Consider the following 23,602-nt stretch of genomic DNA (forward strand, 5'->3'; position numbering starts at 1 on the left):
GCTTCTGCGGAACCTGGGGGTTGGGGATCGCCACCAAGATCGCGCACGGGATCGTGTCGACGCAGCTCTACAAAACTGGTAACAAAGGTGGTAACGCGCGGACAAGATGATGCCTCTATCTATTTGATTTTGCTGAGCGGTTTGACGATGCGGTCGAATCCCACCCTCTCCGCCATTTCCCCGTCTGCCACCATCCATCGCAGTCCAGCGGGTCGGCCGAAGCCGGCCGCGTCGATAGCTCGCGGGGGCAGGCCGGCCACGGCGCGGGACCCGGTCGCTCTGCCCTGAACGATTCCGGGGGACCTTCCCGAATCCCCCGCCGGGTGTGGACAGACGCGGCGCGTTCGCATAACCGGGTGTCCTCGAGGCCTGGAGCAACCCGGTCGACACACGCTGAGCGCAACAGGGAAAACACGTCGATCATGCTGATCCTGGGCCTGACCGTGGCGCACGACGCCGGTGTCGCGCTGGTCGACGACGGCCGCGTCGTCGGGCTGGTGCAACGGGAACGCTGGGACCGCCGCAAGCGCTCGGCCCTGGTCACGCCGGACTTCCTGGAGGTCGCGCTCGGCCGGCTGGGGGTCGGCTGGAACCAGGTCGACGTGGTCGCGATCTCGGCCTGCCAGGCGTGGCCGTTCCTGTTCACCGACCCGGCCCGGTTCCGCTTCAAGGTGACCGGGTCGTTCGCCGACGGCCTGAAGGTCCCGGCCGAGACCGCCGGCATCGCCGCCCGGAGCATGCCGGCGCTCGAACGGCACCGCGAGGCGACCAGGCTGCGCGTCCAGGAGATCGCGCGCGGCATGTACGGCGAGTACCTGTCGGACGATCCGTCCGGCCTGGCGTTCGACCGGAACGCCGAGATCTGCGTCGAGTGGCCGTACTACTCGACGTTCTGGACCCGCAAGATCTTCGGCGGGGCGGCGCCCGCGCAGGCGATCGCCGACAGCGTCCGCAACAGCCGGCCCGGGCTCGGCTACATGGGCGCCACGGCCACGTTCGACGGCGTCGAGAAGCCGGCCGTCATCGTGCCGCACCACCTGGCGCACGCCGCCTACGCCTTCTACCAGAGCGGCGAGGACCGGGCCGCCGTCGCCACCCTGGACAACGGCGACGTCGCGTCGCCGACCGGCGGCTATCCCGGCGGGATCCTGGCGGAAGGGCAGGGGCTGCGGCTGCGCGTCCTCGACTTCCGGTTCGCCTTCGAGGGGCACTTCTACCAGCGCATGGCCGAGCATATCGGCCTCGGCCACGGCGGCGGTGCCGGCAAGCTCATGGGGCTCGCGCCCTATGGCGAGCCGGCCTATTTCGACGACGGCCTCGTCGGCAACGCCCTGGAGGTGTTCGGCGAGCACTACTGCCGCGGCGGCAAGGACCACCGCAACCACGTCATCGCCCGGGTCCTGGCCGCCGCCGAGAGCGCCGCCGCGGCCGACGACCGGCTGGCCGGCCTGGTCGACGGCATCGACCCGTCGGGCTTCGGGGCCGGCGACGTGACGGTCCAGAAGACCCGGCTGGCCGCGACCGCGCAGAAGCTGATGGAGGAGAGCAGCCTCGCGGCGCTCCGGTCGATGCACGCCGGCTACGCGCAGGCCGGCACCCCGCCGGCCGCGGTGGTGCTCGGCGGCGGCGTCGCCCTGAACTGCCCGGCCAACACCCGGATGGCGCTCGAGGGACCGTTCGGGCGGGTTCGGGTGCCGCCGGCGGTCGACGACAGCGGGCTGCCGCTCGGGGCCGCCCAGGCGGTCGCCCACGACCTGTTCGGGTTGCCGCGCCCGGCGGTCGACCCTGACTCCGCCGACGCGGCCTATCTCGGGGGCGAGTACGCGGCGGCGGCGGTCGACCGGGCGATCCGTGACGCCGGCGACGCGGTCCGGGTGGTCCCGACCGACGACCCGGCGCGGGACGCGGCGGCCGCCCTGGCCGCCGACCAGGTGGTCGCGTGGTTCGAGGGCCGCAGCGAGGTCGGCCCGCGGGCGCTGGGGCACCGGTCGATCCTGGCGGACCCGCGCCGGGCGGAGAACTGGCGCCGGGTTAACCGCCTGAAGAAGCGCGAGGAGTGGCGGCCGTTCGCGCCGGCGGTGCTGAAGGAGAAGGCGGCCGCGTGGTTCGACGGCCCGCTGCCGTCGGCGCACATGCTGTTCACCGCCCGGGTGAAGGGCCGCGAGTTGCCGGCGATCACCCACGTCGACGGGTCGGCGCGGGTGCAGACCGTCGGGACCGACTGCGGCGGCTTCCGGAAGGTCCTGGAAGCGTTCGACGCGGCGACCGGCGTGCCGGTGGTGATGAACACTTCGTTCAACGGTCCCGGCGAGCCGATCGTCGAGACGCCGGAGGAGGCGGTCGGCTTCCTGCTGTCCAGCGAGATCGACGCGGTCTACGTCGAGGGCCGGAAGCTCGTCAGGTCCGAGTAGAGGCGCACCCGCAGCGTCGACAAAGGAGCATGGGATGGGGCGGCAGGCGGTGATCCTGGCGGGCGGCAGGGGGCGGCGGCTCGGCGCGTTGACCGACCGGGTCCCGAAGCCGCTGCTGCCGGTCGACGGCCGGCCGTTCGTCGAGCATCTCGTCCGGCAGCTCGCGCGCCACGGCTTCGACGACGTCGTGCTGCTGGAAGGCTACCGCGCCGGCCAGATCCGCGAGGCGCTGGGCGACGGGGCCGCGCTGGGCGTCCGGCTGACCCATGTGGTCGAGGACCGGCCGCTGGGCACCGGCGGCGCGCTGGTGGCGGCCGCGCCGGCGCTCGCCGAGCGGTTCCTGCTGGTCAACGGCGATACCTACTTCGACTTCGACCTGCGGGCGTTCGTCGAGGCGGCGACGCCCGAGCCCTGGCTGATCAGGCTGGCGCTGTGCTGGGTTCCGGACACCGCCCGGTTCGGCGCCGTGGAGTGCGTCGGGCCGAAGGTCAGCCGGTTCGCCGAGAAGGCCGACAGCACCGGCCCGGGATGGATCAACGCCGGCTACTACTGGGCCTGCCGGGCGGTGATCGACGAAATCCCCGCGCCACCGGCATCGCTCGAGCACGACGTCCTGCCGGGGCTGGCCGCCCGCGGCCTGGTGGGCGGCCTGGCGTTCGTCGGCAGCTTCGTCGACATCGGAACGCCGCAGGGCCTGGCCGAGGCGGAGGGCACCCTGGTGGGGCTCTGAGCCGAGCTTCAGAACGAGACCTGGTCGTCGGGGTCGTACACGACCACCGTGCTGCCGTGATAGTCGATGTCGAAGTCGACCTTGATGAACCCCTCCAACGCCTGCTCGACCGCCGGCCGGCGCTCGGGCTCGACGAACAGCAGCATGAAGCCGCCGCCGCCGGCACCCAGCAGCTTGCCGCCGCGGGCGCCGGCGTCCCTGGCGCGCCGGTAGATCTCGTCGACGAACGGCGGGGACACCGAGCCGGCGAGCGAGCGCTTGAGCATCCAGGACTCGTGCAGCAGATCGCCCAGATCGTCGATCGGTCCGCTTCCGCCGATGATCGCCAAGGCCTCGTCGACCATCCCGGTCATCCGGGTGATCTGCCGTTCCGAGCGCGGCAGGTTGTCGATCTGCTCCTGGGCGATCGTCGCCGCCACCCGGCGGACGTTGGTGAAGCACAGCAGCAACCGGCTCAGCAGCTCGGCCTTGCGCGCCTTCGGGACGATCACCGGATCGACCCCGATCTCGTCGTGCCGCCCGAACCGAATGCGGTTGAAGCCGCCGAAGGCCGCCCAGGTCTGGTCCTGGCTGCCGACCGCTTCGCCGACCACCTCCTGCTCGATGCGGATCGCCTCGTGCGCCAGCTGCTGGTGCGACAGCATCCGGCCCCGGTAGGCGTAGATCGCCTTCAGGAGGCCGACGGTGAACGCCGAGCTCGACCCCAGTCCCGACCGTGCCGGCAGGTCGCCGTCATGGTGGATCTCCAGCCCCTCGGTGATGCCGCATTCCGACAGCACCGCCCGGACCGACGGGTGCTGGATGTCCTCGATGCGGCGCACGTTCTCGATCACCGAATAGATGATCCGGTGCTTGTGCTCGAAGAACGGCGGCAGCCGCCGGAGGCTGATGTAGCAGTATTTGTTGATCGCGAAGCCAACGACCGCACCGCCGTGCTTGCGGTACCAGGCGGGGTAGTCGGAGCCGCCACCGAACAGCGAGACGCGGAACGGGGTCCGGGTGATGATCATCTACGGCAGCCCTCCTGGTCGCACGCCGTTCGATCCGTCGGACCACGGGCGCCGCACGGATGTGGTCGGGGCGCCTCGGGCAACGCCGACCTCTCCCCGTTCGAGACTACAGGGCTGCCATCAGGCCCGGAATACCGTATCGACCACAGGTCGCGGGCGTGGCCCTGGGATTGCTCGGCGATCGCTGGGCGCTTGTGAGCGACCCGCCGGGCTGCCACCGTATCGGCCTCGCCTTGCCCACGCGTCTCTCCGCTTCCCCGGCCCTGCCGAACCCGTCTCCGTCGTCCGCACCGAGCGGAGCGCCGGCGCCCCATCACACCCCGAACGGAAGGAACCCCGTCATGTCCGACATCACCAAGGCCGCGGTCGACAAAGGCATCGCCAGCTTCATGGCGACCTACGGCCGGGTCCCGCCGAGCTACGAGGTGCTGATCGAGCACGCCCCGGAGGTGTTCGCCGGCTACGGCCTGATGCGCGACTTCGTGATGCGGACGCCGGAGAACGGCGGCGCGCTCGATCTCAAGACCAAGGAGCTGATCTTCGCCCTGCTGGACGCGGTGATCGGCCAGAAGAGCGGCGCCATCGCCCACGCCAAGGAAGCCATGAAGCACGGGCTGACCATGGAGGAGCTGACCGAGGGCCTGATGCAGGTGCTGATCGTCGGCGGCATCCCGACCTGGAACGCGGTCGGCGTCGAGGTGATCGCCGCCTGCAAGGCGGAGCGGTGACCGGCCGCCGCCGCGTCCCCAAGGCCCGGCTCAGGCGCCGAGCCGCATGATGGCGAGGGCGACGGTCTTGGCGCGCGGCACCATGGTGTCGAGCCGCATGTACTCCTCCGGGGTGTGCGCCCGGCCGCCGACCGGGCCGGTGCCGCACACCGTCGGCGCGCCGACCTGGGCGGTGAAGCCGGAGTCGGCAGAGCCGCCGGTGAACTCGCCGCCGATCGTCAGTCCGACATCGGCGCCGGCCCTGGTGTAGACGTCGAAGATCTCCTTGCTCTCCGGCGACTGGGTCAGCGGCAGGAAGCCGCGGCTCTCGACGATCTCGGTCGAGGTGCCGGGGACGTAGGCGGTCTCCAGGATCTCGGTGATCCGCTGCCAGGCGGCGTCGCGCGCCGCCATGGTCTTGAAGCGGACGTCGACCTCGGCCTCGGCGTGCGGCGCCACCATGTTGACGGCGTTGCCGCCGCTGACGATGCCGACGTTCACGGTGGTGCCGACCTCGTAGTCCGTGAGCTTGTGCAGCTCGGTGATCTTGGCCGCCAGCTCGCCGATGGCGCTGATGCCCTTCTCGTGCTGGCCGCCGGAATGCGCCGGCACGCCGGTGATCCGGAACTTGAAGAAGCTGGCGCCCTTGCGGCCGATCACGGCGTTGCCGCTCTCGCGTCCGGGCTCGGCGTTGAACACCACGCGGGCGGTCCGCGCCTCGTTCTCGATCACCGGGCGCGACGACGGCGAGGCGATCTCCTCGTCCGAGGTGTACAGCCCCATCAGCGGGTAGGGGGCGCCGCCGAAGCGCTTGAACGCCGCCAGCACGAAGGCGTTCATCACCAGCCCGGCCTTCATGTCGGCGACGCCGGGACCGTAGGCGATGTCGCCGTCCACGGTGAATGGCCGGCGCGCCGCCTCGCCGTCCGGGAACACGGTGTCGCGGTGGCCCATCAGCAGCACCGGCCGGTTGCCCTGGCCGCCCGAGACGTGGGCGCGGATGCAGTCGCCGAACTCGCCGTGCGGCACCCGGTCGGTCGGGATGCCCTCGGCCTCGAACCATTCCTCGATGGCCCGCCCGACCGCGTCGACCCCGGCCTTGTTGTAGGACCCGGAATCGATGTTCACGAGCGTCTCGAGCAGGGCGGTCATGGCCGGGCGCTGCTGGTCGAGCCAGCCGAGGATGGCGGCCTGCTGTTCGGGGGTGGCGGAGGGCACGGTCCTGGTTCTCCGGGGGTTACGGGGCGGGGTGGCCAGGGTGGCCTCGCCGCCGTCCGGTTGCAATCCGGTTGTCCACGTACGCCGTCGGGCGCGGAACTTTCCGCTCGGCCTTGCCGTTGCCGTGATTCGTGCCAGATAGGGGGCGCAGATGGCGGGCGTCGTCGCCGCGCGCCCGATCTGCTACACTACGGTCCGGCGCCGCTGCACGCCGCTTCACCCCCGTACCACGAGGCCGTATCCGTGAACGCCGTTCGCCCCCGCCAAGGCGCGAAGGAAATCTTCAAGTACAGGAAGTACTGGGCGCAGCGCTTCGGCACCGCCCCGTTCCTGCCGATGAGCCGCGCCGAGATGGACGCGCTCGGCTGGGACAGCTGCGACGTGATCCTGGTGACCGGCGACGCCTATGTCGACCATCCGAGCTTCGGCATGGCGGTGATCGGCCGCACGCTCGAGGCCCACGGCTTCCGGGTCGGCATCATCGCGCAGCCGGACTGGACCAGCGCCGACGCGTTCGCCGCACTCGGCAGGCCGAACCTGTATTTCGGCGTGACGGCCGGCAACATGGACAGCCTGGTCAACAACTATACCGCCGACAAGCGGATCCGGACCGACGACAACTACACGCCCGACGCCGCCCCGGGCAAGCGGCCGGACCGGGCGGTCCTGGTGTACTCCCAGCGCTGCCGCGAGGCGTTCCCCGACGTGCCGATCGTGATCGGCGGCATCGAGGCCTCGCTGCGCCGGATCGCCCATTACGACCACTGGAGCGAGAAGGTCCGCCGCTCGGTCCTGATCGACAGCAAGGCCGACGTGCTGCTGTACGGCAACGCCGAGCGCGCGGTGATCGAGGTCACCCACCGGATCGCCCAAGGCGACAACCCGCGCGAGCTGTTCGACGTGCGCGGCCTGACCCTGGTCCGCAACGCCGCCGCCCCGGATTACCGCGAGGTCGACATGACCTCGATCGACGACGCGCCGGAGCGGGCGGCCCGCGACGACGACAGCCAAGTCATCCGGCTGCCGTCCTACGAGACCGTGCGCGACGACCCGGAGGTCTACGCCCAGGCCTCGCGGATCCTGCATCTCGAGAGCAACCCCGGGAACGCCCGGCCGCTGGTGCAGCGCCACGGCGACCGCGACGTCTGGGTGACGCCGCCGCCGATCCCGCTGTCGACCAAGGAGATGGACTGGGTCTTCGATCATCCCTACGCCCGCGCGCCGCACCCGTCCTACGGTGACGCCCGGATCCCGGCGTGGGAGATGATCCGGTTCTCGGTGAACATCATGCGCGGCTGCTTCGGCGGCTGCACCTTCTGCTCGATCACCGAGCACGAGGGCCGGATCATCCAGAGCCGCAGCCAGGACTCGATCCTGCGCGAGATCGAGGACATGCGCGACAAGGTGCCGGGCTTCACCGGCCAGGTCTCCGACCTCGGCGGGCCGACCGCCAACATGTACCGCATGGCCTGCAAGGACCCGGAGATCGAGAAGTCCTGCCGGCGGCTGTCCTGCGTCTACCCGACGATCTGCAAGAACCTGAACACCGACCACAAGCCGCTGATCGACCTGTACCGCGCGGCCCGCGGCACCGAGGGGGTGAAGAAGGTCTCGATCGGCTCCGGCCTGCGCTACGACCTGGCGGTGACCAGCCCGGAATACGTCGAGGAGCTGGTGACCCACCACGTCGGCGGCTACCTGAAGATCGCGCCGGAGCATACCGAGGAGGGCCCGCTCTCCAAGATGATGAAGCCGGGCATCGGCTCCTACGACCGCTTCAAGCAGATGTTCGACGCGGCGGCCGCCAAGGCCGGCAAGAAGTACTTCCTGATCCCGTACTTCATCGCCGCCCATCCCGGCTGCACCGACGAGGACATGATGAACCTCGCGCTGTGGCTGAAGAAGAACGGCTACCGGGCCGACCAGGTGCAGACCTTCACGCCGACCCCGATGGCGATGGCGACAGCGATGTACTACTCGGGTCGCAACCCGCTGCGCCCGGTGCGCCGGTCGGGCAGCGAGCGGGTCGAGACCGCCAAGGGCCTGCGCCAGCGCCGGCTGCACAAGGCGTTCCTGCGCTACCACGACCCCGAGAACTGGCCGCTGCTGCGCGAGGCCCTGAAGGCGATGGGCCGCGAGGACCTGATCGGCAACGGCAAGCACCACCTGATCCCGCGCTGGCAGCCGGCCGGCACCGGCAAGGCCGGCGGCGAGGGCCGGCGCAAGGCCGGTCCCGCCAAGGGGAGCCCTCAGGGACGCCCGGCCGGCTGGAAGATGCCGCACCGTCCGGCCGAGCTGGAGCGCGAGGCCGGCGGCCGTCCCGGCGGCAAGCGCGGGGCGCAGGGCGCGCGCCGGGGGCGGGCGGCGCGGTAGCACCGCGACGACGGATCGATCGGCAGTCGCGACGGTCGGGCACGAGACTGCTGCCTGTCCAGGGAGCCGGCGCGAAATTGTCGCCGGGGTGGCCGGGGGCTAACCTGACGGCTCCCGCCCGCACCTCCCGAGGCCCCCGATGAAGACCCTGCGCGTCAACGACACCGACATGGCCTATCTCGACATCGGGGCCGGCAAGCCGCTGGTGTGCGTGCACGGCTCGCTCAACGACTTCCGGGCCTGGATGGCGGTGCTGAAGCCGCTGTCGGCCGGCCGCCGGCTGATCGTGCCGAGCCTGCGCCACTTCTTCCCGGAGCACTGGGACGGCCAGGGCGGCAAGTTCACCATGGCCCAGCACATCGCCGACACCATCGCCTTCATCGAGGGGCTCGGCGTCGGCCAGGTCGACCTGATCGGGCATTCCCGCGGCGGCCACCTGGCGTTCCGGCTGGCGCTGCAGCGCCCCGACCTGGTCGACCGGCTGGTGCTGGCCGAGCCGGGCGGCCAGCTCGACGAGTCGCTGGCGCCGGAGAGTGCGGCCGCCGCGCCGCCGGCCGCCGCCCTCAAGGGCTTCGTGGCCGAGGCGGCCGGGAAGATAGCGGCCGGCGACCTCGACGGCGGGCTGCGCGCCTTCATCGACGGCGTCAACGGCCCGGGCTCGTGGGACGCCCTGCCGGCCGCCGACCGGCAGATGCGCGAGGACAACGCCTACACCCTGGTGGCGCAGGTCAACGAGGGCCGCCAGCCCTACACCCGGGCCGAGGCCGAGGCGCTGGCGGTGCCGACCCTGTTCGTCGGCGGCGCCGACACCCCGGGCATCCTGCCGGTGATCCTGCGGGCCCTGGCGGCGCACGTGAAGGGCGCGCGGACCGTGATCCTGCCGAACGCCGGCCACAGCATGTTCCGCCAGCAGCCGGCGGCCTTCGCGAAGGCGGTGCTGGAGTTCCTGGCGGACTGAAATGCTTCCGCGGCATCTGGAGTACCCCGCCCGGGGCCGCTAGCATCCCGGCCGAGCGGCGCCACGGCCGCCACGGAGTCGGATGGGAGAACTCACATGGAACTCAGGGGCGCGGTCGCGCTGGTGACCGGCGGGAACGGCGGGCTCGGGCAGCGGATCTGCCACGCGCTGGCGGCCGAGGGCGTCAACATCGCCGTCATGTACGCCCGCAGCCGCGAGCAGGCCGAGGGCGTGGCCGCCGAGCTGGCCGGGCGCCACCAGGTACAGGCCCGCGCCTTCGCCTGCGACATCACCGACCGCGCCCAGGTCGAGCGCCTGGTCGCCGACGTCACCGGGCAGTTCGGCCGGCTCGACATCCTGGTGAACGACGCCGCCTACAACAAGGCGATCCCGTTCCAGGACCTGGACGGCCTGACCGAGGAGGAATGGGACAGGATCCTGGCGGTCAACCTGACCGGGCCGATGCGGCTGATCAAGGCGGTGGCGCCGGTGATGAAGGCCCAGGGCGGGGGCCGCATCGTCAACATCGCCTCGGTCGCCGGCCTCGGCCCGAGCGGCTCGTCGATCGCCTATGCGGTGTCGAAGGCCGGGTTGATCCATCTGACCAAGTGCATGGCGGTGGCGCTGGCGCCGGAGACCCTGGTGAACTGCGTGGCGCCGGGCATGCTGGAAGGCACCCGGGCGACCGCCAATTTGCGCCAGGAGCAGATCGAGCGGGCGAATTCCGGGGCGCTGCTGAAGAAGGCCGCCGACAAGGATGACTGCGCCGACATGGTGGTCACCATGTGCCGGACCGACACCATGACGGGGCAGACGACGGTGATCGACGCGGGAAGGCTGTTCCACTGACGGGGCGGATTCCGGGGCCTTCTGCGCGGCTCCGGAACGGGTGAACTTCCCGGTGGCCGGCGCGGGCGGACGCGATATGATCGCCCCGTCCCTTCCGACCGCGCCGCCCGTCCGGGCCGTTCCCCGCGCGATCTCCCGCCGATCCTCACGACCCCGGGGTGCCGTCATGACCGACCAGACCGAAGACCTGAGCAGCACCGCCGGCGAGGAACGCATCCGCAAGATGCAGTCGGCCGGCATGCCGCCGGTCGCCCCGGCGGTGCCGCGCGACCGCGGCGACGGGCCGTTCGGCCGGCTGATCCTGCGCGGCGCCACCATCATCGACGGCACCGGCGCGCCGCCGATCAGCCCGATGGACATCGTCGTCGAGAACGGCCGGATCGCCGCGATCGAGAAGGTCGGCCTGCCCGGCAGGCTGGTGCCGGACGCCCGCCGCCCGGCCGCCGGCGACCGCGAGATCGACTGCCGCGGCAAATACGTCACGCCCGGCTTCGTCGACTGCCACGCCCATATCGGCATTCCCTATCACGCGCTGTCCGGGCCGATGGCCCCGGCCGACTACGTCTACAAGCTGTGGCTGGCGCACGGCGTCACCACGGTGCGCGAGATGGGCTGCTTCAACGGCCTCGGCTGGACCCTCGACCAGAAGGCCAGGGCCGAGGCCGGCGAGATCGCGGCCCCGCGGATCCTGGCCTATCCGTACTTCCCGGCCGTCAACGACATGCTGAAGACCATCCACACCCCGGCCCAGGCGCGGGAGTGGCTGCGGGCGGTCAAGGCGCGCGGCGCCGACGGCATCAAGTTCTTCGGGGCGCCGCCGGCGATCATGCAGGCGGCGCTCGACGAGTGCCGCCATCTCGGCCTGCGCTCGGGCTGCCACCACGCCCAGCAGGCGGTGACCCGGATGAACACGCTGACCACCGCGCGCTGGGGCCTGACCAGCCAGGAGCACTACTACGGCCTCGGCGAGTCGCTGTTCGAGAGCCGGGTGATCCAGGACTACACGCCGGACTACGACTACGGGAACGAGTACTTCCGGTTCTCGTTCGCCGGCCAGACCTTCCGGCAGGCGGCACAGCCGGGCAGTGCGAAGTGGAACGAGGTGATGGACGAGTTCCTGGAGCTCGGCTTCAGCTTCGTGCCGACCTTCTCGATCTACGACGCCAACCGCGACCTGATGCGCACCCGCCGGGCCGACTGGCACCCGGACTACACCTATGCCGGCCTGTGGAACTTCTACCAGCCCGACGGCGGCGGCCACGGCAGCTACTGGCACCGCTGGTCGACCGGCAACGAGGTCGAGTGGAAGCAGAACTACCGGCTGTGGATGCAGTTCATCAACGAGTTCAAGAACCGCGGCGGCCGGGTCTGCACCGGCTCGGATTCCGGCTTCATCTTCCAGACCTTCGGGTTCGGCTACATCCGCGAGCTCGAGCTGCTGCAGGAGGCCGGGTTCACCCCGCTCGAGGTCCTGCGGGCCGCCACCAGCCAGGGTGCCGACCTGCTCGACATCGCCGACGAGACCGGCACCATCGAGGTCGGCAAGGCGGCCGACCTGCTGGTGCACGACCAGAACCCGCTGGCCGACTTCAAGCTGCTGTACGCTACCGGCGCGATGCGGCTGAACCAGGACAGCAACACGGTCGAGTGGCCGCGGGCGCTGCGCCAGACCATCAAGGGCGGCGTGGTCTACGAGGTCGACGAACTGCTGGCCGACGTGCGCGAGATGGTCGCCGCCAGCCGCCGCGCCTCGCCCGAGCTGCCGCGGCCGTAACCGCACCCGGCGCGTGGCGACCGACTTCCACATCCTCTGCGGCTTCCTGGGCAGCGGCAAGACCACCCTGCTGCTCGACCTGCTCGGCACGCCGGAAGGGGCCGACACCGCGGTACTGGTGAACGACGTCGGGGCGATCAACGTGGATGGCGCCGTGGTGGCGTCGTCCGGCGACACCCAGGTCGCGATGCTGTCGAACGGCTGCGTGTGCTGTTCCGTCGGCAACGACCTGGTGGCCACCGTCGACGACCTGGTCTACGGCCGGATCGATGCCGGCCTGCCGCCGTTCCGCCGGATGGTCCTGGAGTGCAGCGGCCTGTCGCGGCCGAGCCCGATCGTCCGCTCGCTGGCCGATCTCGGCGCCCACGACTTCCGGGTGCGGGTGCTGTCGACCTTCGACGCCGGCCAGGGGACGGAGCATGCCGCCAGCTTCGAGGAGGCGGCGGCGCAGCTGGCGGCCGCCCAGGCGATCGTGCTGACCAGGCTCGACCTGGACGGGGCGCCGGACGCCGCGGCCTCGGCGGCGGCGGCGCGGGCGGTCAATCCGCTGGCCCGGATCGTCGCCGAGCCGGACCGGCCGGCGCGCGCGCTGGCGGCGTTCGACGGGCAGGGGTTGACTGCGGCGGCGGTCGCCGACCCGGCTGCGGCTGTCGGCGGCCTGCGTGCCATGCGGCATCCGCGGATCGGCGTGTTCCTGGCAACGTTGCCGGCCGGCTGCGACTGGGGGACCGTCGCCCACTGGATCGAGGACCTGGCGGCGCGCTGCGGCGACCGGCTGCTGCGGGTCAAGGGCGCGGTGGCGGTCGCCGGGGTCGACGGCCCGCTGCTGATCCAGGGGGTCGGCACCATCTTCGGCCCGCCGATGCGGTTGCGGCCGGGCACCGGCGGCGAGCCGGGCAGGCTGGTGATCATCGCCCGCGACCTGTCGCGCGCCGAACTGGCCGAGGTTTGCGAGCCGTACGGGGCGACGGTCGTCGAAACCTGACGCGGCGGCCTGCCCGGCTAGCGTTTCTCGATCTCGACGACGGTCTCGGAGTCGACGCCGCTGCGGAAGCCGGACAGCGTGCGCAGGATCCGCGCATCGTGCCGGCGGGCCAGGTCGGCGAGCTCGTCCGGCGTCACCGCGGCGTACTGCAGGACCAGCCGCTCGTCGCGGGTGACCCGGCCGTCCCGGAGTGTCCGGTAGCGCAGCCGGATCGAGCGGACCCCGCGCGCCGGGTCGAAGGTCATGGCCTCGACGTCCTGGCACAGCCTGAGCGGGCCGTCCGGCTGCAGCGCCGCCTCGTACGACAGCCCGGCGAGTTCCGCCTCGGGGACCGGCCGGGTCAGCAGGTCGTGGCGGGGAACGTGGATCACCAGCCGGCCGCCGGGGCGCAGGTGCCCGAGCAGCCGGGCGAAACCGGCGGCGCGGTCGGCGGCGGACAGGACGTGGGCGAAGCCGTAGTAGGCGACGATGACCCGGTCGAACCGGTCGGGCAGCCGGAAGCTCTCCAGGCGGTCCCGGCCGACGGCGATCGGGCCGGCCGCCGGCCGGCGCACCAGCTCGGCCCGCAGGCCGGCCACGAAGAAAGGCGAACTGTCGAAGGCGACGATCCGGCGGTCCGGGCGGGCCAGATACTTCGCCACCCGCCCGGTCCCGCAGGCGGCGTCGAGGATGCGCGACCCGGCATCGCCGCAGAACGCGTCGTAGAACGCCAGGTCGCCGTCGATGCTGGGCGCGGCGAACAGCCGGTCGTACAGCGACGTCGCAATGCTCTCGCGGGCGTAGAACGCCGTTCCGTCGTCCTGCGTCACGTGGCCGCTCCCGGTTCGGGCATGCCGGAGTGTCGCCGAAGGCGGCCCGGCAGCGCCAGCCCGATAGCGCCAGCCCGATGGTGCGAGATCGCGCCGCGACGCCCCGGCGAAGCCCCGGTGGCGGCCGGGCGAGGGGCGGTGTGTGAAGATTGGCCGTTTTCTTGCCGCGTGGCTGTGTCATAAGGCCCGCCACGCCCTCCACCGCAAGCCGAGGTCAGCGCGATGACCGCTTTCGAACACGCCCACCCGGCCCTGGCCGGCGCGCTGGCCAGCCAGGGCTACGCCACCCCGACCGAGGTGCAGGCCGCCGTGCTGGCGCCCGAACTGGCGGCGGCCGATCTGCTGGTGTCGGCGCAGACCGGCTCCGGCAAGACCGTGGCCTTCGGGCTCGCCGTCGCGTCGACGCTGCTGGACTGCGCCGACCGGTTCGCCGACCGGCATGCCGAGCCGCTGGCCCTGGTGGTGGCGCCGACCCGCGAGCTGGCGCTGCAGGTCCGCCGCGAACTCGACTGGCTGTACGCCCCGGCCGGCGCCCGCACCGCATCCTGCGTCGGCGGCATGGACATGCGGCGCGAGCGCGACGCCCTGTCGGCCGGTGCGCACATCGTGGTCGGCACGCCCGGCCGGCTGCGCGACCACATCGAGCGCGGTTCGCTCGATCTCGCCCGGGTGCGCGCCGTGGTGCTGGACGAGGCCGACGAGATGCTCGACCTCGGCTTCCGCGAGGACCTGGAGTACATCCTCGACGCCGCCCCGACCGAGCGCCGGACCCTGATGTTCTCGGCCACCGTGTCGGCGCCGATCGCCGAGCTCGCCAAGCGCTACCAGCGCGACGCCGTGCGGGTGGCCGCAACCGGCGAGCGGGCGCCGCACCACGACATCGAGTACCGTGCCCACCTGGTCGCCCCGACCGACCGCGACAACGCCATCGTCAACACCCTGCTGTTCCACGACGCCCGCAGCGCCATGGTGTTCTGCGGCACCCGGATCGCCGTCCAGCACCTGTGCGCCCGGCTGACCAACCGCGGGTTCGCGGTGGTGGCCCTGTCCGGCGAGCTCAGCCAGAACGAACGCAGCCACGCCCTGCAGGCGATGCGCGACGGTCGTGCCCGGGTATGCGTCGCGACCGACGTGGCGGCCCGCGGCATCGACCTGCCGACCCTCGACCTGGTGATCCACGCCGACATCCCGAACAACCCGGAGACCCTGCTGCACCGCAGCGGCCGGACCGGCCGGGCCGGCCGCAAGGGGGTGAGCGTGCTGGTGGTGCCGCACCCGCGCCGCCACGCCGTCCGCCGCCTGCTGCAGGCGGCCAACGTGCGGGCGTCCTGGACGCCGCCGCCGGGTGCGGCGGCGATCGCCGAGCGCGACCGCGAGCGCATGCTGAAGGACGAGAGCCTGGCTGCCGAGCCGACGGCCGAGGAGCTGGCGCTGGCCGGGGAGCTGCTGGCGGCGCATGGGGCCGAGCGGGTGGCGGCCGCCTATCTCCGCCTGCACCAGGCCAGCCGCCCGGCCCCCGAGGAGCTGCTCGACGGCGGGCCGGCGGAACCGGACGAGCCGCGCAAGGGCCGCGAGGACTTCGCCGGCTCGGCCTGGTTCACGGTCTCGGTCGGCCACCGGGACAAGGCCGAGGCGCGCTGGCTGCTGCCGCTGATCTGCCGGGCCGGCCACGTGACCAAGAACGAGGTCGGCGCGATCCGCATCCTGCACAACGAGACCCAGGTCGAGATCGCCGCCGCGGCGGCCGAGCGGTTCGCCGCCTCGATCGCCCAGTGGGAGGGCGAGGCCGGCGGCACCCGCGACGACGGCGTGACCATCCGTCGCCTGGAAGGCGAGCCGGCGGCCCCGAGCCGCGGCCCGCGCCCCGCAGGCGCGGGGAGAGGCCCTGGCGGCGGCAAGGGCTGGAAGCCCGGCGCCGCGGGCCGCAAGGCGGCCGCCGCCCGGCGCGAGGGTCATCGGGGTGAGGGGCACCGGGGCGAAGGCCACCGGGGCGAGGGCCATCGGGGAGACGGCGGGCGGCGCGAGGGTGGGCGCGGCGACGGAGGGCGGCCCGGCCGGCCGCGCAAGCCCCGGCCGGCATGAGGCGATGCTCTCGTACCAGCACGGCTACCACGCCGGGAATCTGGCGGACCTGCACAAGCACGCCGCGCTCGCCGTGCTTCTGGCTGCGTTGACGGTCAAGGACAAGCCGCTCAGCTACCTGGAGAGCCACGCCGGGCGCGGGCTGTACGACCTCGCGGCACCCGAGGCCGCCAAGACCGGCGAGGCGGCCGAGGGCGTCGAGGAGGCGCTCGCCCGCCGGGCCCTGCTCGACGATCATCCCTGGGTCCGTGCGGTCGAGGCGACCCGTGCGCGGCACGGCCCGACGGCCTATCCCGGCTCGCCGGCGATCGCCCGGGCGCTGCTGCGGCCGGCCGACCGGCTGCATCTGATGGAGCTGCACCCGCAGGAGCACGCGGCGTTGCGCGCCGCCCTGCATGGCCCGGGCGTGCATATCCACCGGCGCGACGGCCACGAGGGGCTGCCGGCGCTGGTGCCGCCCACCCCGCGCCGCGGCCTGGCGCTGATCGACCCGAGCTACGAGGTCAAGGACGAGTACGCCCGGGCCGCCCGGCTGCTGCTGGACGTGCACCGCCGGTGGCCGGAGGGCGTGATCCTGCTGTGGTACCCGGTGCTGGACGCCGGCATGCACGGCGAGCTGCTGCGGACGCTCGAGGCGGCCGGCGTGGCGAAACCGTGGACCGAGGAGGTGCGGTTCGCCGGCAGCCGGCTGCGCATGCGCGGCTCCGGGCTGGTCTGCGTGAACACCCCGTACGGTGCCGAGGCGGCGCTGCGGGCCGGCTCGACGGCGCTGTTCGGGTAGGGCGGGGCGGCGGGTGGGTCCCGGATCGCCCTTCGGGCGTCCGGGATGAGGATCAAAAAAATGCTCCCAACCACCCTCATCCCGGCCGCAGCGACGACGTCGCGGAGAGCCGGGACCCACGAAGCGACGGACGCCCCCTACTTCACCGAGGAGAACGCGGTCGGCTGCAGGAACAGGTTGGTGATCGACGCGACGATGGCGCCGTCCTTCTCGGTCTCGGCGCGCTTGGCCAGCCACTCCGGGTCGCTGCCGAAGGCTGTCCACTTCTGCTCGCGCTCGGCCATCGAGTCCCACTCCAGCAGGTAGTACAGGTCCTGGTTGGAGTCGCCGACCAGCACGGTCCAGAACCCGGCCTGGCGGATGCCGTGCTTCTCCCAGAGCTTCAGGGTGATGGTCTCGAACCGGTTCAGCAGGGCCGGCAGCCGGCCGGGCACGCAGTGATAGACCCGCAGTTCGTGGATCATGGAACGCTCGCTCCCTCGTCGATCGGATTGCCGGGGCCGCGACCCGGGCCCCGTTCGCGAGCGTGCCCCCGCGCGGCCGGCGGGTCCAGAGGTTCCCGGAGCCGAGCCGCGGCTCAGCCCGCGAGCAGCGCCCGGTCGCGTTCGACCGCGGCGATCAGCCAGTCGGCGACCGCCGCGATCCGGCGGACCTGGCGCAGGTCCGGATGGCTCAGCAGCCAGATCTCGCGCCGGCAGACCGGATCGGGGCCGGTGACGCGCCGCAGCTCCGGGACCGCGTCGGCCATGAAGCAGGGCAGCACCGCCGCGCCGGCGCCGTGGCGGGCCAGCGCCAGCAGGGTCGGCACGTCGGAGGCGGTGGCGACGACCCGGGCCGGGCGCACGCCGTCGTCCAGCCAGCGCTGTTCCGGCAGCTCGCCGAACGCCTCGTCGTAGGCGACCCAGGGCAGTGACGGCAGCGGTCCGCCGAGGTCCAGCGAGCGCGAGGCGTAGCCGGCGTATCCGACCAGGCCGATCCGCCGGGCCCGCAAGTTGCCGGCGCTCGGGCGCGAGTAGCGCACCGCCAGATCGGCCTCGCGGCGGCCGAGGTGCAGGTTCTCCGACGCCCCGACCAGCTCGACGGTGATCGCCGGGTGGCCGGCGGCGAACTCGGCGAGCCGCGGCGCCAGATAGCCGGTCACGAAGCTCGGCAGCGAGGTCAGCCGGACCGCACCGGCCGGCGCGGTGTCGGCGTCCTGCGCCCCGGCCAGGACGCCCCGGGCGGCGTCCTCCATGATGGTCGCCTGGTCCAGTGCCGCCCGGCCGATTTCGGTCGGGACCATCCGCCCGTCGATCCGGTCGAACAGCCGGGCGCCGAGCTGGCGCTCCAGCCGGTCCAGGCGGCGGGCGGCCGTGGTCTGGTTGATGCCGAGCGCCCGGGCGGCGGCGGACAGGGTGCCGCCGCGGCGGACGGCGAGGGCGGTGCGCAGGTCGTCCCAGTTCATCGATCGTTCCAGTTCATCTCTGCGATTTTGCAGGCAATGCCGGCGAAATCAACGATGGTCTCTGCGGACGTGCGGATCGATCCTGCGGCGTGACACCCTGCGACGGAGACCATCAATGACCGCCCCCAAGACCCTGCTGGCGATGGCCGGCGCCGACACCGCGCCGAGCGCGCTCGACGAATCGACCCTGGTGCTGATCGACTGCCAGAACGAGTACGTCACCGGCATGCTGCCGCTGGTCGGCGTCGAGGCAGCCATGGACGAGGTTGCGCGGCTGCTGGCGCGGGCCCGCGCCGCCGGCACGCCGATCGTCCACATCGCCCATGCCGGCCGGGCCGGCGGCGCCTTCGACCGCGACGCCGCGGGCGGGCAGATCCACGCCAAGGCGGCCCCGGCCGACGGCGAGCCGGTGGTCACCAAGGGCCTGCCGAACTCGTTCGCCGGCACGACCCTGCAGGCCGAGCTCGAGCGGATCGGCCGCAAGAAGCTGATCCTGGCCGGCTTCCAGACCCACATGTGCGTCAGCGCGACCGCGCGGGCGGCCCTCGACCTCGGCTACCGGTCGACCGTGGTGGCGTCGGCGGCGGCGACCCGCGACCTGCCGGGCATCGCCGGCGGCGTGGTGCCGGCGCAGGCGTTGCACGACGCCGAGCTGGCGGCCCTGGCCGACCGGTTCGCGATGGTGGCGCCGACCGTCGACGACGTGCCGGACCGGGCGCCGGCCGGCTGAGCGCCTACTTCTTTTCGTAGAAGGTGACGCAGGCCGGCTGGCTGCTGCGCAGCACCGCCGACTGCTCGAAGCGGGCGATGTAGGCGTCGGCCACCCGGCGCAGGGCGTCCTCGGCGGCCGGTCCCGGCGGGTGGACCACCACGAACGCCACCGACCGCTCGTCGACCGGCTTGCCGGTCGCGCCGTCGCGCCAGTGGCCGCGGGCGTCGAACAGCGTGAAGCCGTCGGGGAACTGCCCGACCAGGGTGTCGTCGACGAACGCCTGCAGTTGGGCGTCGGTCACCTCGCCGCCATCCTTCAGGCCGCGGCCGAGATACAGCGTGCTCTCGGTCCAGGCCTGGCCGGCGCACTCCTGCGCCAGGGCCGGGACCGGCAGCAGCAGCAGGGCCGCGAAGATCAGATGGATGCGCATGGCGGGCTCCCGACGGTTCGCTGCAGTATCCCGGACCCGGCGGCGGCGGTCACGCGCCGGGATTGCTGCAACCGCGTGACAAGCGTTGACCATCCAGTCAGGATAGCGGCGGCCATCGAAACAGGGGGCTCCCGGCGTCGCACCGCGGCGACCGGACCAACGACAAGAAGACGCGGATTCCGGACGCCACGCCGTCCGGGAAATCGGGACGGAAACGCCGGGCACAACGAATGCCGGGTACCGGGCAGGAACGACGATCGCGCAACAGGAGGCTTTCATGCGGGACTGGGGGATGATGACGCGGCGCCGCGCGGCGGTGCGCATGGGTGCGGTGGTTCTGGGGGCGGCCGTGCTGGCGACCGGCATGGTGTCGCCGTCGGCGGCCGAGAAGATCAAGGTGGCGGGCATCTACACCCAGCCGATCCAGCAGAAGTGGGACGCCCGCCTGCACCAGGCGCTCGACAAGGCCGCCAAGGCCGGCGAGATCGAGTACGTGTTCGCCGAGAAGGTCGCCAACACCGACTACGTCCGGGTGCTGCGCGAGTACGCCGACAGCGGCGTGAAGCTGATCGTCGGTGAGGCCTTCGGCATCAGCCGCGAGGCCCGCAAGGTCGCCGACGACTACCCGAACGTGGCGTTCCTGATGGGCGACCCGTTCAAGCCGCACGGCACCAACTTCGCGGTGTTCGACAACTACATCCACGAGCCCTGCTACCTGATGGGCATGATCGCCGGGTCGATGACCAAGACCGACAAGATCGGCATGGTCGGCGGTTATCCGATCGGCGAGGTCAACCGGCTGTTCCACGCCTTCATGGCGGGCGCGAAGGCGGTCAACCCGAAGGTCGAGTTCAAGGTCAACTTCATCGGCTCCTGGTACGACCCGCCGAAGGCCAAGGAGGCGGCGTTCGCCCAGGTCGAGGCCGGGGTCGACGTGCTGTACGCCGAGCGCGCCGGCGTGGTCGCCGCGGCCCGCGAGAAGGGCATCATCGCGTTCGGCAACGTCAACGACATGAACAAGGAGGAGAACGGCAAGGACGTGGTCGTCACCTCCGCGCTGTGGGACATGACCAACGCGATCAACCACGCCATCGCCCTCACCAAGGCCGGCAAGTTCGCCGCCGAGGACTACAAGGAGTGGACGATGATGGCGAAGGGCGGGGCCAGCCTGGCGCCGTTCTACGAGTTCGAGGACAGGATCCCGGCCGAGGTGAAGGCCAAGGTGAAGGCGCTGGAGGCCGACATCCTTGCCGGCAAGTTCACCGTCGAGATCAACGACAACGAGCCGAAGTCGACCTTCTGAGGTCGGGTGGCAGGGGGCCCGTCGCTTCGTGGGTTCCGGCTCCGTTCCGCCTCCGGCGGTCCGGTCCGGAATGACGGAAGTAGAGGGCCGGCCACCCACCCGTCGTCATTCCGGACCGGACCCCGGACTTGTTCCGGGGGACGGATCCGGAACCCACCCGGCGACGGGCGGCAGGGGACCTTCGACATGACGCTCGAAATCCGCGGGGTCACCAAGCGGTTCGGGGCGCTGGTCGCGAACGACGCGATCTCGCTGTCGGTGGCCGAGGGCGAGGTGCTGGCGCTGCTCGGCGAGAACGGCGCCGGCAAGACCACGCTGATGAACATCCTGTTCGGCCACTACACCGCCGACGCCGGCGAGGTGCTGGTCGACGGCACCGCGTTGCCGCCGGGCGACACCCGGGCGGCGATCGCGGCCGGGGTCGGCATGGTGCACCAGCACTTCGCGCTGGCCGACAACATGACGGTGCTGGAGAACATCACGCTCGGCACCGAGAGCCTGTGGTCCTGGCGCTCCGACGCGGCCGCCGCCCGCCGCCGGATCCGCGAGATGGCCGACGCCTACGGGCTGGCGGTCGACCCCGACCGGCGGGTCGACGAGCTGTCGATCGGCGAGAAGCAGCGGGTCGAGATCCTGAAGGCGCTGTACCGCCACGCCCGCATCCTGATCCTGGACGAACCGACCTCGGTGCTGACCCCGCAGGAGGCCGACCGGCTGTTCGAGACCCTGCGCGCGATGACCGCCGAGGGGCTGTCGGTGATCTTCATCTCGCACAAGCTGCACGAGATCCTGGCGATCAGCGACCGGGTGACGGTGCTGCGCCGGGGTGCGGTGGTCGGCACCGTCGCGACCGCCGAGGCCGACCGCGAGTCGCTGGCCGAGATGATGGTCGGCCACAAGGTCGCCCGGCCGCGGGTCGAGCACCTGGAGCCCGGAAGCCCGGTGGTCGAGCTGGCCGGGGTCACAGTGTCCGGCGCCGGTGGGGCGCGGCTGCTGGACGGCGTGACCCTGACGGTGCGCGAGCGCGAGATCGTCGGCCTCGCCGGGGTCGCCGGCAACGGCCAGTCGGCGCTCGCCGCCCTGCTCAGCGGCACCCTGGCGCCGGCGGCCGGCGATGTCCGGATCGACGGCGAGACGGTCGCGCGGTTCTCGGCCCGCGACTTCATCGCCCGGCGGGTCGGGCGGATCCCCGAGGATCGCCACGCCACCGGCGTGGTCGGCGACATGGCGGTCTGGGAGAACCTGATCGCCGAGCAGCTGCGCGAGCCGCCGTTCTGGCGCTGGGGCCGGATCATCGACTTCGCCGCCTGCAGGGCCTATGCGCGCCGGCTGGTCGAGCAGTTCGACATCCGCGGCGCCGGCATCGACGGCACCACGCGGCTGCTGTCCGGCGGCAACATGCAGAAGCTGATCCTGGCCCGCACCCTCGACCGGTCGCCGCGCTTCATCCTGGCCAGCCAGCCGATCCGCGGCCTGGACGAGGGCGCCATCGCCGCCGTCCACCAGCGCCTGCTGGACGCCAAGCGCGAGGGCGCGGCGGTGCTGGTGATCTCCGAGGACCTGGACGAGATCTTGGGCATCGCCGACCGCGTGGTGGTGATCCACGGCGGGCGGGTCAGCGCGCCGCTCGACGTCGGGGCGGTCGACGCCCGTCGGCTCGGGCTGATGATGGCCGGCGATCTGGCGCACGGGGAGGGGGCGGCGGCATGACCCTGGAACCGCGCGAGCATGCGCCGCTCTGGCTGGTGGTGCTGGCCCCGGTGGCGGCGGTCGCCGCCTCGCTGGTGCTGTGCTCGGTCCTGATCCTGTGGACCGGCCAGCCGGTGCTGAACGCCTACCGGCTGCTGCTGGGCGGCGCCTTCGGCTCGAGCTTCGGGATCGCCGAGACCCTGACCCGGGCGACCCCGCTGATCCTGACCGGGCTGGCCGCCGCCGTGGCGTTCCGGGCGAAGTTCTGGAACATCGGGGCCGAGGGCCAGCTGTATTGCGGGGCGCTGGCCGCCACCTGGCTCGGCACCGGCATGGTCAGCCTGCCGCCGGTGCTGATGATCCCGCTGCTGTTCGCGGCCGGCGCGGTCGCCGGCGGCGTCGCGCTGCTGGTGCCGGTGTTCCTGAAGACCCGGCTCAAGGTCGACGAGGTGGTGACCACGCTGCTGCTGAACTTCGTGATCCTGCTGCTGGTGAACTTCCTGCTGGAAGGCCCCTGGAAGGACCCGATGTCGCTCGGCTGGCCGCAGGCGGCACCGATCGTCGACGAGGGCGTGCTGCCGGTGCTGCTGGCCAAGTCGCGGCTGCACATGGGCCTGCTGGTCGGGCTGGCGGCGGCGCTGCTGGTGTGGGCGGCGATGCGCTGGAGCGTGTGGGGCTACGAGATCCGGGCGGTTGGCCTGAACCCGCAGGCCGCGACCTTCGCCGGCATTTCGGTGAACCTGACCATGCTGCGGGTGGCGATGATCAGCGGCGGGCTGGCCGGCATGGCCGGGGTCGGCGAGGTCGCCGGGCTGAAGGGTTACCTCACCCTCGACCTGTCGCCGGGCTTCGGCTACGCCGGCATCGCGGTCGCCATGCTGGCCGCCCTGCACCCGATCGGCGTGATCCTGAGCGCGGTGTTCCTGGCCGGCATCTACGTCGGCGCCGATTCCATGAGCCGGGCGGTCAACATCCCGACCTACATCGCCGACGTGCTGGTGGCGTCCTCGGTGCTGGCGGTGCTGGTCAGCCTGATGTTCGTGCGCTTCCGGGTGCGGTGGCGATAGATGCGCGGGCATTGGGGCAGCTTGTGGGTTCCGGATCGGTCGCGCGTGTGCGCGCCCGTCCGGAATGACGAAGAGGAAGGGGGTTCGGGCATTCCCACTCTTCGTCCGCGGTTCCGGGTGAGGTGGCGATGAGGCGGCGGGGGATGCATCGGAGCGGCGGGTGGGTCCCGGATCGGTCGCGCTGGCGCGAGACCGTCCGGAATGACGAAGAGGAAGGGGGTTCGGGCATTCCCACTCTTCGTCCGCGGTTCCGGGTGAGGTGGCGATGAG

At 72.1% G+C, this 23,602-nt stretch carries 20 protein-coding genes; 14 read left to right on the plus strand and 6 right to left on the minus strand.

The genetic code is table 11. The annotated features are described in order from the left end of the window. The first annotated feature begins 422 nt into the window (after window positions 1-422). Complete coding sequence (locus IE246_RS02475; RefSeq protein WP_189987320.1) at window positions 423-2,411, plus strand: carbamoyltransferase C-terminal domain-containing protein; 1,989 nt, start codon at window positions 423-425, stop codon at window positions 2,409-2,411. Window positions 2,412-2,445: 34 nt separating this feature from the next. Further along, window positions 2,446-3,141 carry a sugar phosphate nucleotidyltransferase gene (locus IE246_RS02480; RefSeq protein WP_189987321.1) on the plus strand — a complete coding sequence of 232 codons (696 nt, stop codon included), beginning with the start codon at window positions 2,446-2,448 and terminating at the stop codon, window positions 3,139-3,141. A gap of 8 nt (window positions 3,142-3,149) precedes the next feature. Here the strand turns inward: IE246_RS02480 and IE246_RS02485 are convergent, their stop codons facing one another. Continuing rightward, entirely contained in the window at window positions 3,150-4,151 is a 1,002-nt protein-coding gene (locus IE246_RS02485) for a GHMP family kinase ATP-binding protein (RefSeq protein ID WP_189987322.1), read from the minus strand. A 341-nt stretch (window positions 4,152-4,492) separates the two neighbouring features. Between IE246_RS02485 and IE246_RS02490 the strand changes: the two genes are divergently transcribed. Further along, window positions 4,493-4,879 (plus strand): carboxymuconolactone decarboxylase family protein, encoded by a 387-nt coding sequence (locus IE246_RS02490; protein ID WP_189987323.1) that lies wholly within the window; start codon window positions 4,493-4,495, stop codon window positions 4,877-4,879. 30 nt (window positions 4,880-4,909) lie between these two features. On the opposite strand, the gene IE246_RS02495 is transcribed toward IE246_RS02490, so the two are convergent. Next, on the minus strand, window positions 4,910-6,076 hold the full coding sequence (locus IE246_RS02495; protein ID WP_229836253.1) for a M20 family metallopeptidase: 1,167 nt from the start codon (window positions 6,074-6,076) through the stop codon (window positions 4,910-4,912). A 336-nt stretch (window positions 6,077-6,412) separates the two neighbouring features. Between IE246_RS02495 and IE246_RS02500 the strand changes: the two genes are divergently transcribed. From IE246_RS02500 to IE246_RS02520, 5 genes are all read left to right on the plus strand, one after another. After that, window positions 6,413-8,449 (plus strand): YgiQ family radical SAM protein, encoded by a 2,037-nt coding sequence (locus IE246_RS02500; protein ID WP_189987468.1) that lies wholly within the window; start codon window positions 6,413-6,415, stop codon window positions 8,447-8,449. A gap of 139 nt (window positions 8,450-8,588) precedes the next feature. After that, window positions 8,589-9,407, plus strand: coding sequence for an alpha/beta fold hydrolase (locus IE246_RS02505; RefSeq protein WP_189987324.1), 819 nt, complete (start codon window positions 8,589-8,591; stop codon window positions 9,405-9,407). Window positions 9,408-9,503: 96 nt separating this feature from the next. Further along, entirely contained in the window at window positions 9,504-10,256 is a 753-nt protein-coding gene (locus tag IE246_RS02510; RefSeq protein ID WP_189987325.1) for an SDR family NAD(P)-dependent oxidoreductase, read from the plus strand. A gap of 166 nt (window positions 10,257-10,422) precedes the next feature. Beyond that, window positions 10,423-12,030, plus strand: a complete 1,608-nt coding sequence (locus IE246_RS02515) for an amidohydrolase family protein (RefSeq protein WP_189987326.1) — start codon at window positions 10,423-10,425, stop codon at window positions 12,028-12,030. Between the two features lie 13 nt (window positions 12,031-12,043). Beyond that, window positions 12,044-13,015, plus strand: coding sequence for a CobW family GTP-binding protein (locus IE246_RS02520; protein WP_189987327.1), 972 nt, complete (start codon window positions 12,044-12,046; stop codon window positions 13,013-13,015). A 17-nt stretch (window positions 13,016-13,032) separates the two neighbouring features. On the opposite strand, the gene IE246_RS02525 is transcribed toward IE246_RS02520, so the two are convergent. Then, a complete protein-coding gene (locus tag IE246_RS02525; protein WP_189987328.1) occupies window positions 13,033-13,824 on the minus strand; it encodes a class I SAM-dependent methyltransferase in 792 nt (263 codons plus the stop codon). A 222-nt stretch (window positions 13,825-14,046) separates the two neighbouring features. On the opposite strand from IE246_RS02525, the gene IE246_RS02530 reads away from it, so the two are divergent. Both IE246_RS02530 and rlmJ read left to right on the plus strand, forming a co-directional pair. Beyond that, complete coding sequence (locus IE246_RS02530) at window positions 14,047-15,906, plus strand: DEAD/DEAH box helicase (protein ID WP_189987329.1); 1,860 nt, start codon at window positions 14,047-14,049, stop codon at window positions 15,904-15,906. 4 nt (window positions 15,907-15,910) lie between these two features. Then, window positions 15,911-16,687, plus strand: a complete 777-nt coding sequence (rlmJ, locus tag IE246_RS02535) for a 23S rRNA (adenine(2030)-N(6))-methyltransferase RlmJ (RefSeq protein WP_189987330.1) — start codon at window positions 15,911-15,913, stop codon at window positions 16,685-16,687. A gap of 137 nt (window positions 16,688-16,824) precedes the next feature. On the opposite strand, the gene IE246_RS02540 is transcribed toward rlmJ, so the two are convergent. After that, window positions 16,825-17,151 (minus strand): NIPSNAP family protein, encoded by a 327-nt coding sequence (locus tag IE246_RS02540; protein WP_189987331.1) that lies wholly within the window; start codon window positions 17,149-17,151, stop codon window positions 16,825-16,827. A 113-nt stretch (window positions 17,152-17,264) separates the two neighbouring features. Next, window positions 17,265-18,131: a LysR family transcriptional regulator gene (locus IE246_RS02545; RefSeq protein ID WP_189987332.1), complete on the minus strand. Its 867-nt coding sequence runs from the start codon at window positions 18,129-18,131 to the stop codon at window positions 17,265-17,267. 115 nt (window positions 18,132-18,246) lie between these two features. On the opposite strand from IE246_RS02545, the gene IE246_RS02550 reads away from it, so the two are divergent. Next, the gene (locus IE246_RS02550) at window positions 18,247-18,861 is read left to right on the plus strand and encodes a cysteine hydrolase family protein (protein ID WP_189987333.1); all 615 of its coding nucleotides are present in this window, start codon (window positions 18,247-18,249) and stop codon (window positions 18,859-18,861) included. A 4-nt stretch (window positions 18,862-18,865) separates the two neighbouring features. On the opposite strand, the gene IE246_RS02555 is transcribed toward IE246_RS02550, so the two are convergent. Next, entirely contained in the window at window positions 18,866-19,273 is a 408-nt protein-coding gene (locus IE246_RS02555) for a DUF3574 domain-containing protein (protein WP_189987334.1), read from the minus strand. A gap of 277 nt (window positions 19,274-19,550) precedes the next feature. Between IE246_RS02555 and IE246_RS02560 the strand changes: the two genes are divergently transcribed. From IE246_RS02560 to IE246_RS02570, 3 genes are all read left to right on the plus strand, one after another. Continuing rightward, window positions 19,551-20,576, plus strand: coding sequence for a BMP family protein (locus IE246_RS02560; protein ID WP_229836256.1), 1,026 nt, complete (start codon window positions 19,551-19,553; stop codon window positions 20,574-20,576). A 186-nt stretch (window positions 20,577-20,762) separates the two neighbouring features. Then, entirely contained in the window at window positions 20,763-22,286 is a 1,524-nt protein-coding gene (locus tag IE246_RS02565) for an ABC transporter ATP-binding protein (RefSeq protein WP_189987335.1), read from the plus strand. After that, complete coding sequence (locus tag IE246_RS02570; protein WP_189987336.1) at window positions 22,283-23,332, plus strand: ABC transporter permease; 1,050 nt, start codon at window positions 22,283-22,285, stop codon at window positions 23,330-23,332. The genes IE246_RS02565 and IE246_RS02570 overlap by 4 nt, the downstream gene beginning before the upstream one ends. The last annotated feature ends 270 nt before the right edge of the window (window positions 23,333-23,602 follow it).

The organism is Thalassobaculum fulvum, assembly GCF_014652915.1.
Classification (GTDB): domain Bacteria; phylum Pseudomonadota; class Alphaproteobacteria; order Thalassobaculales; family Thalassobaculaceae; genus Thalassobaculum_A; species Thalassobaculum_A fulvum.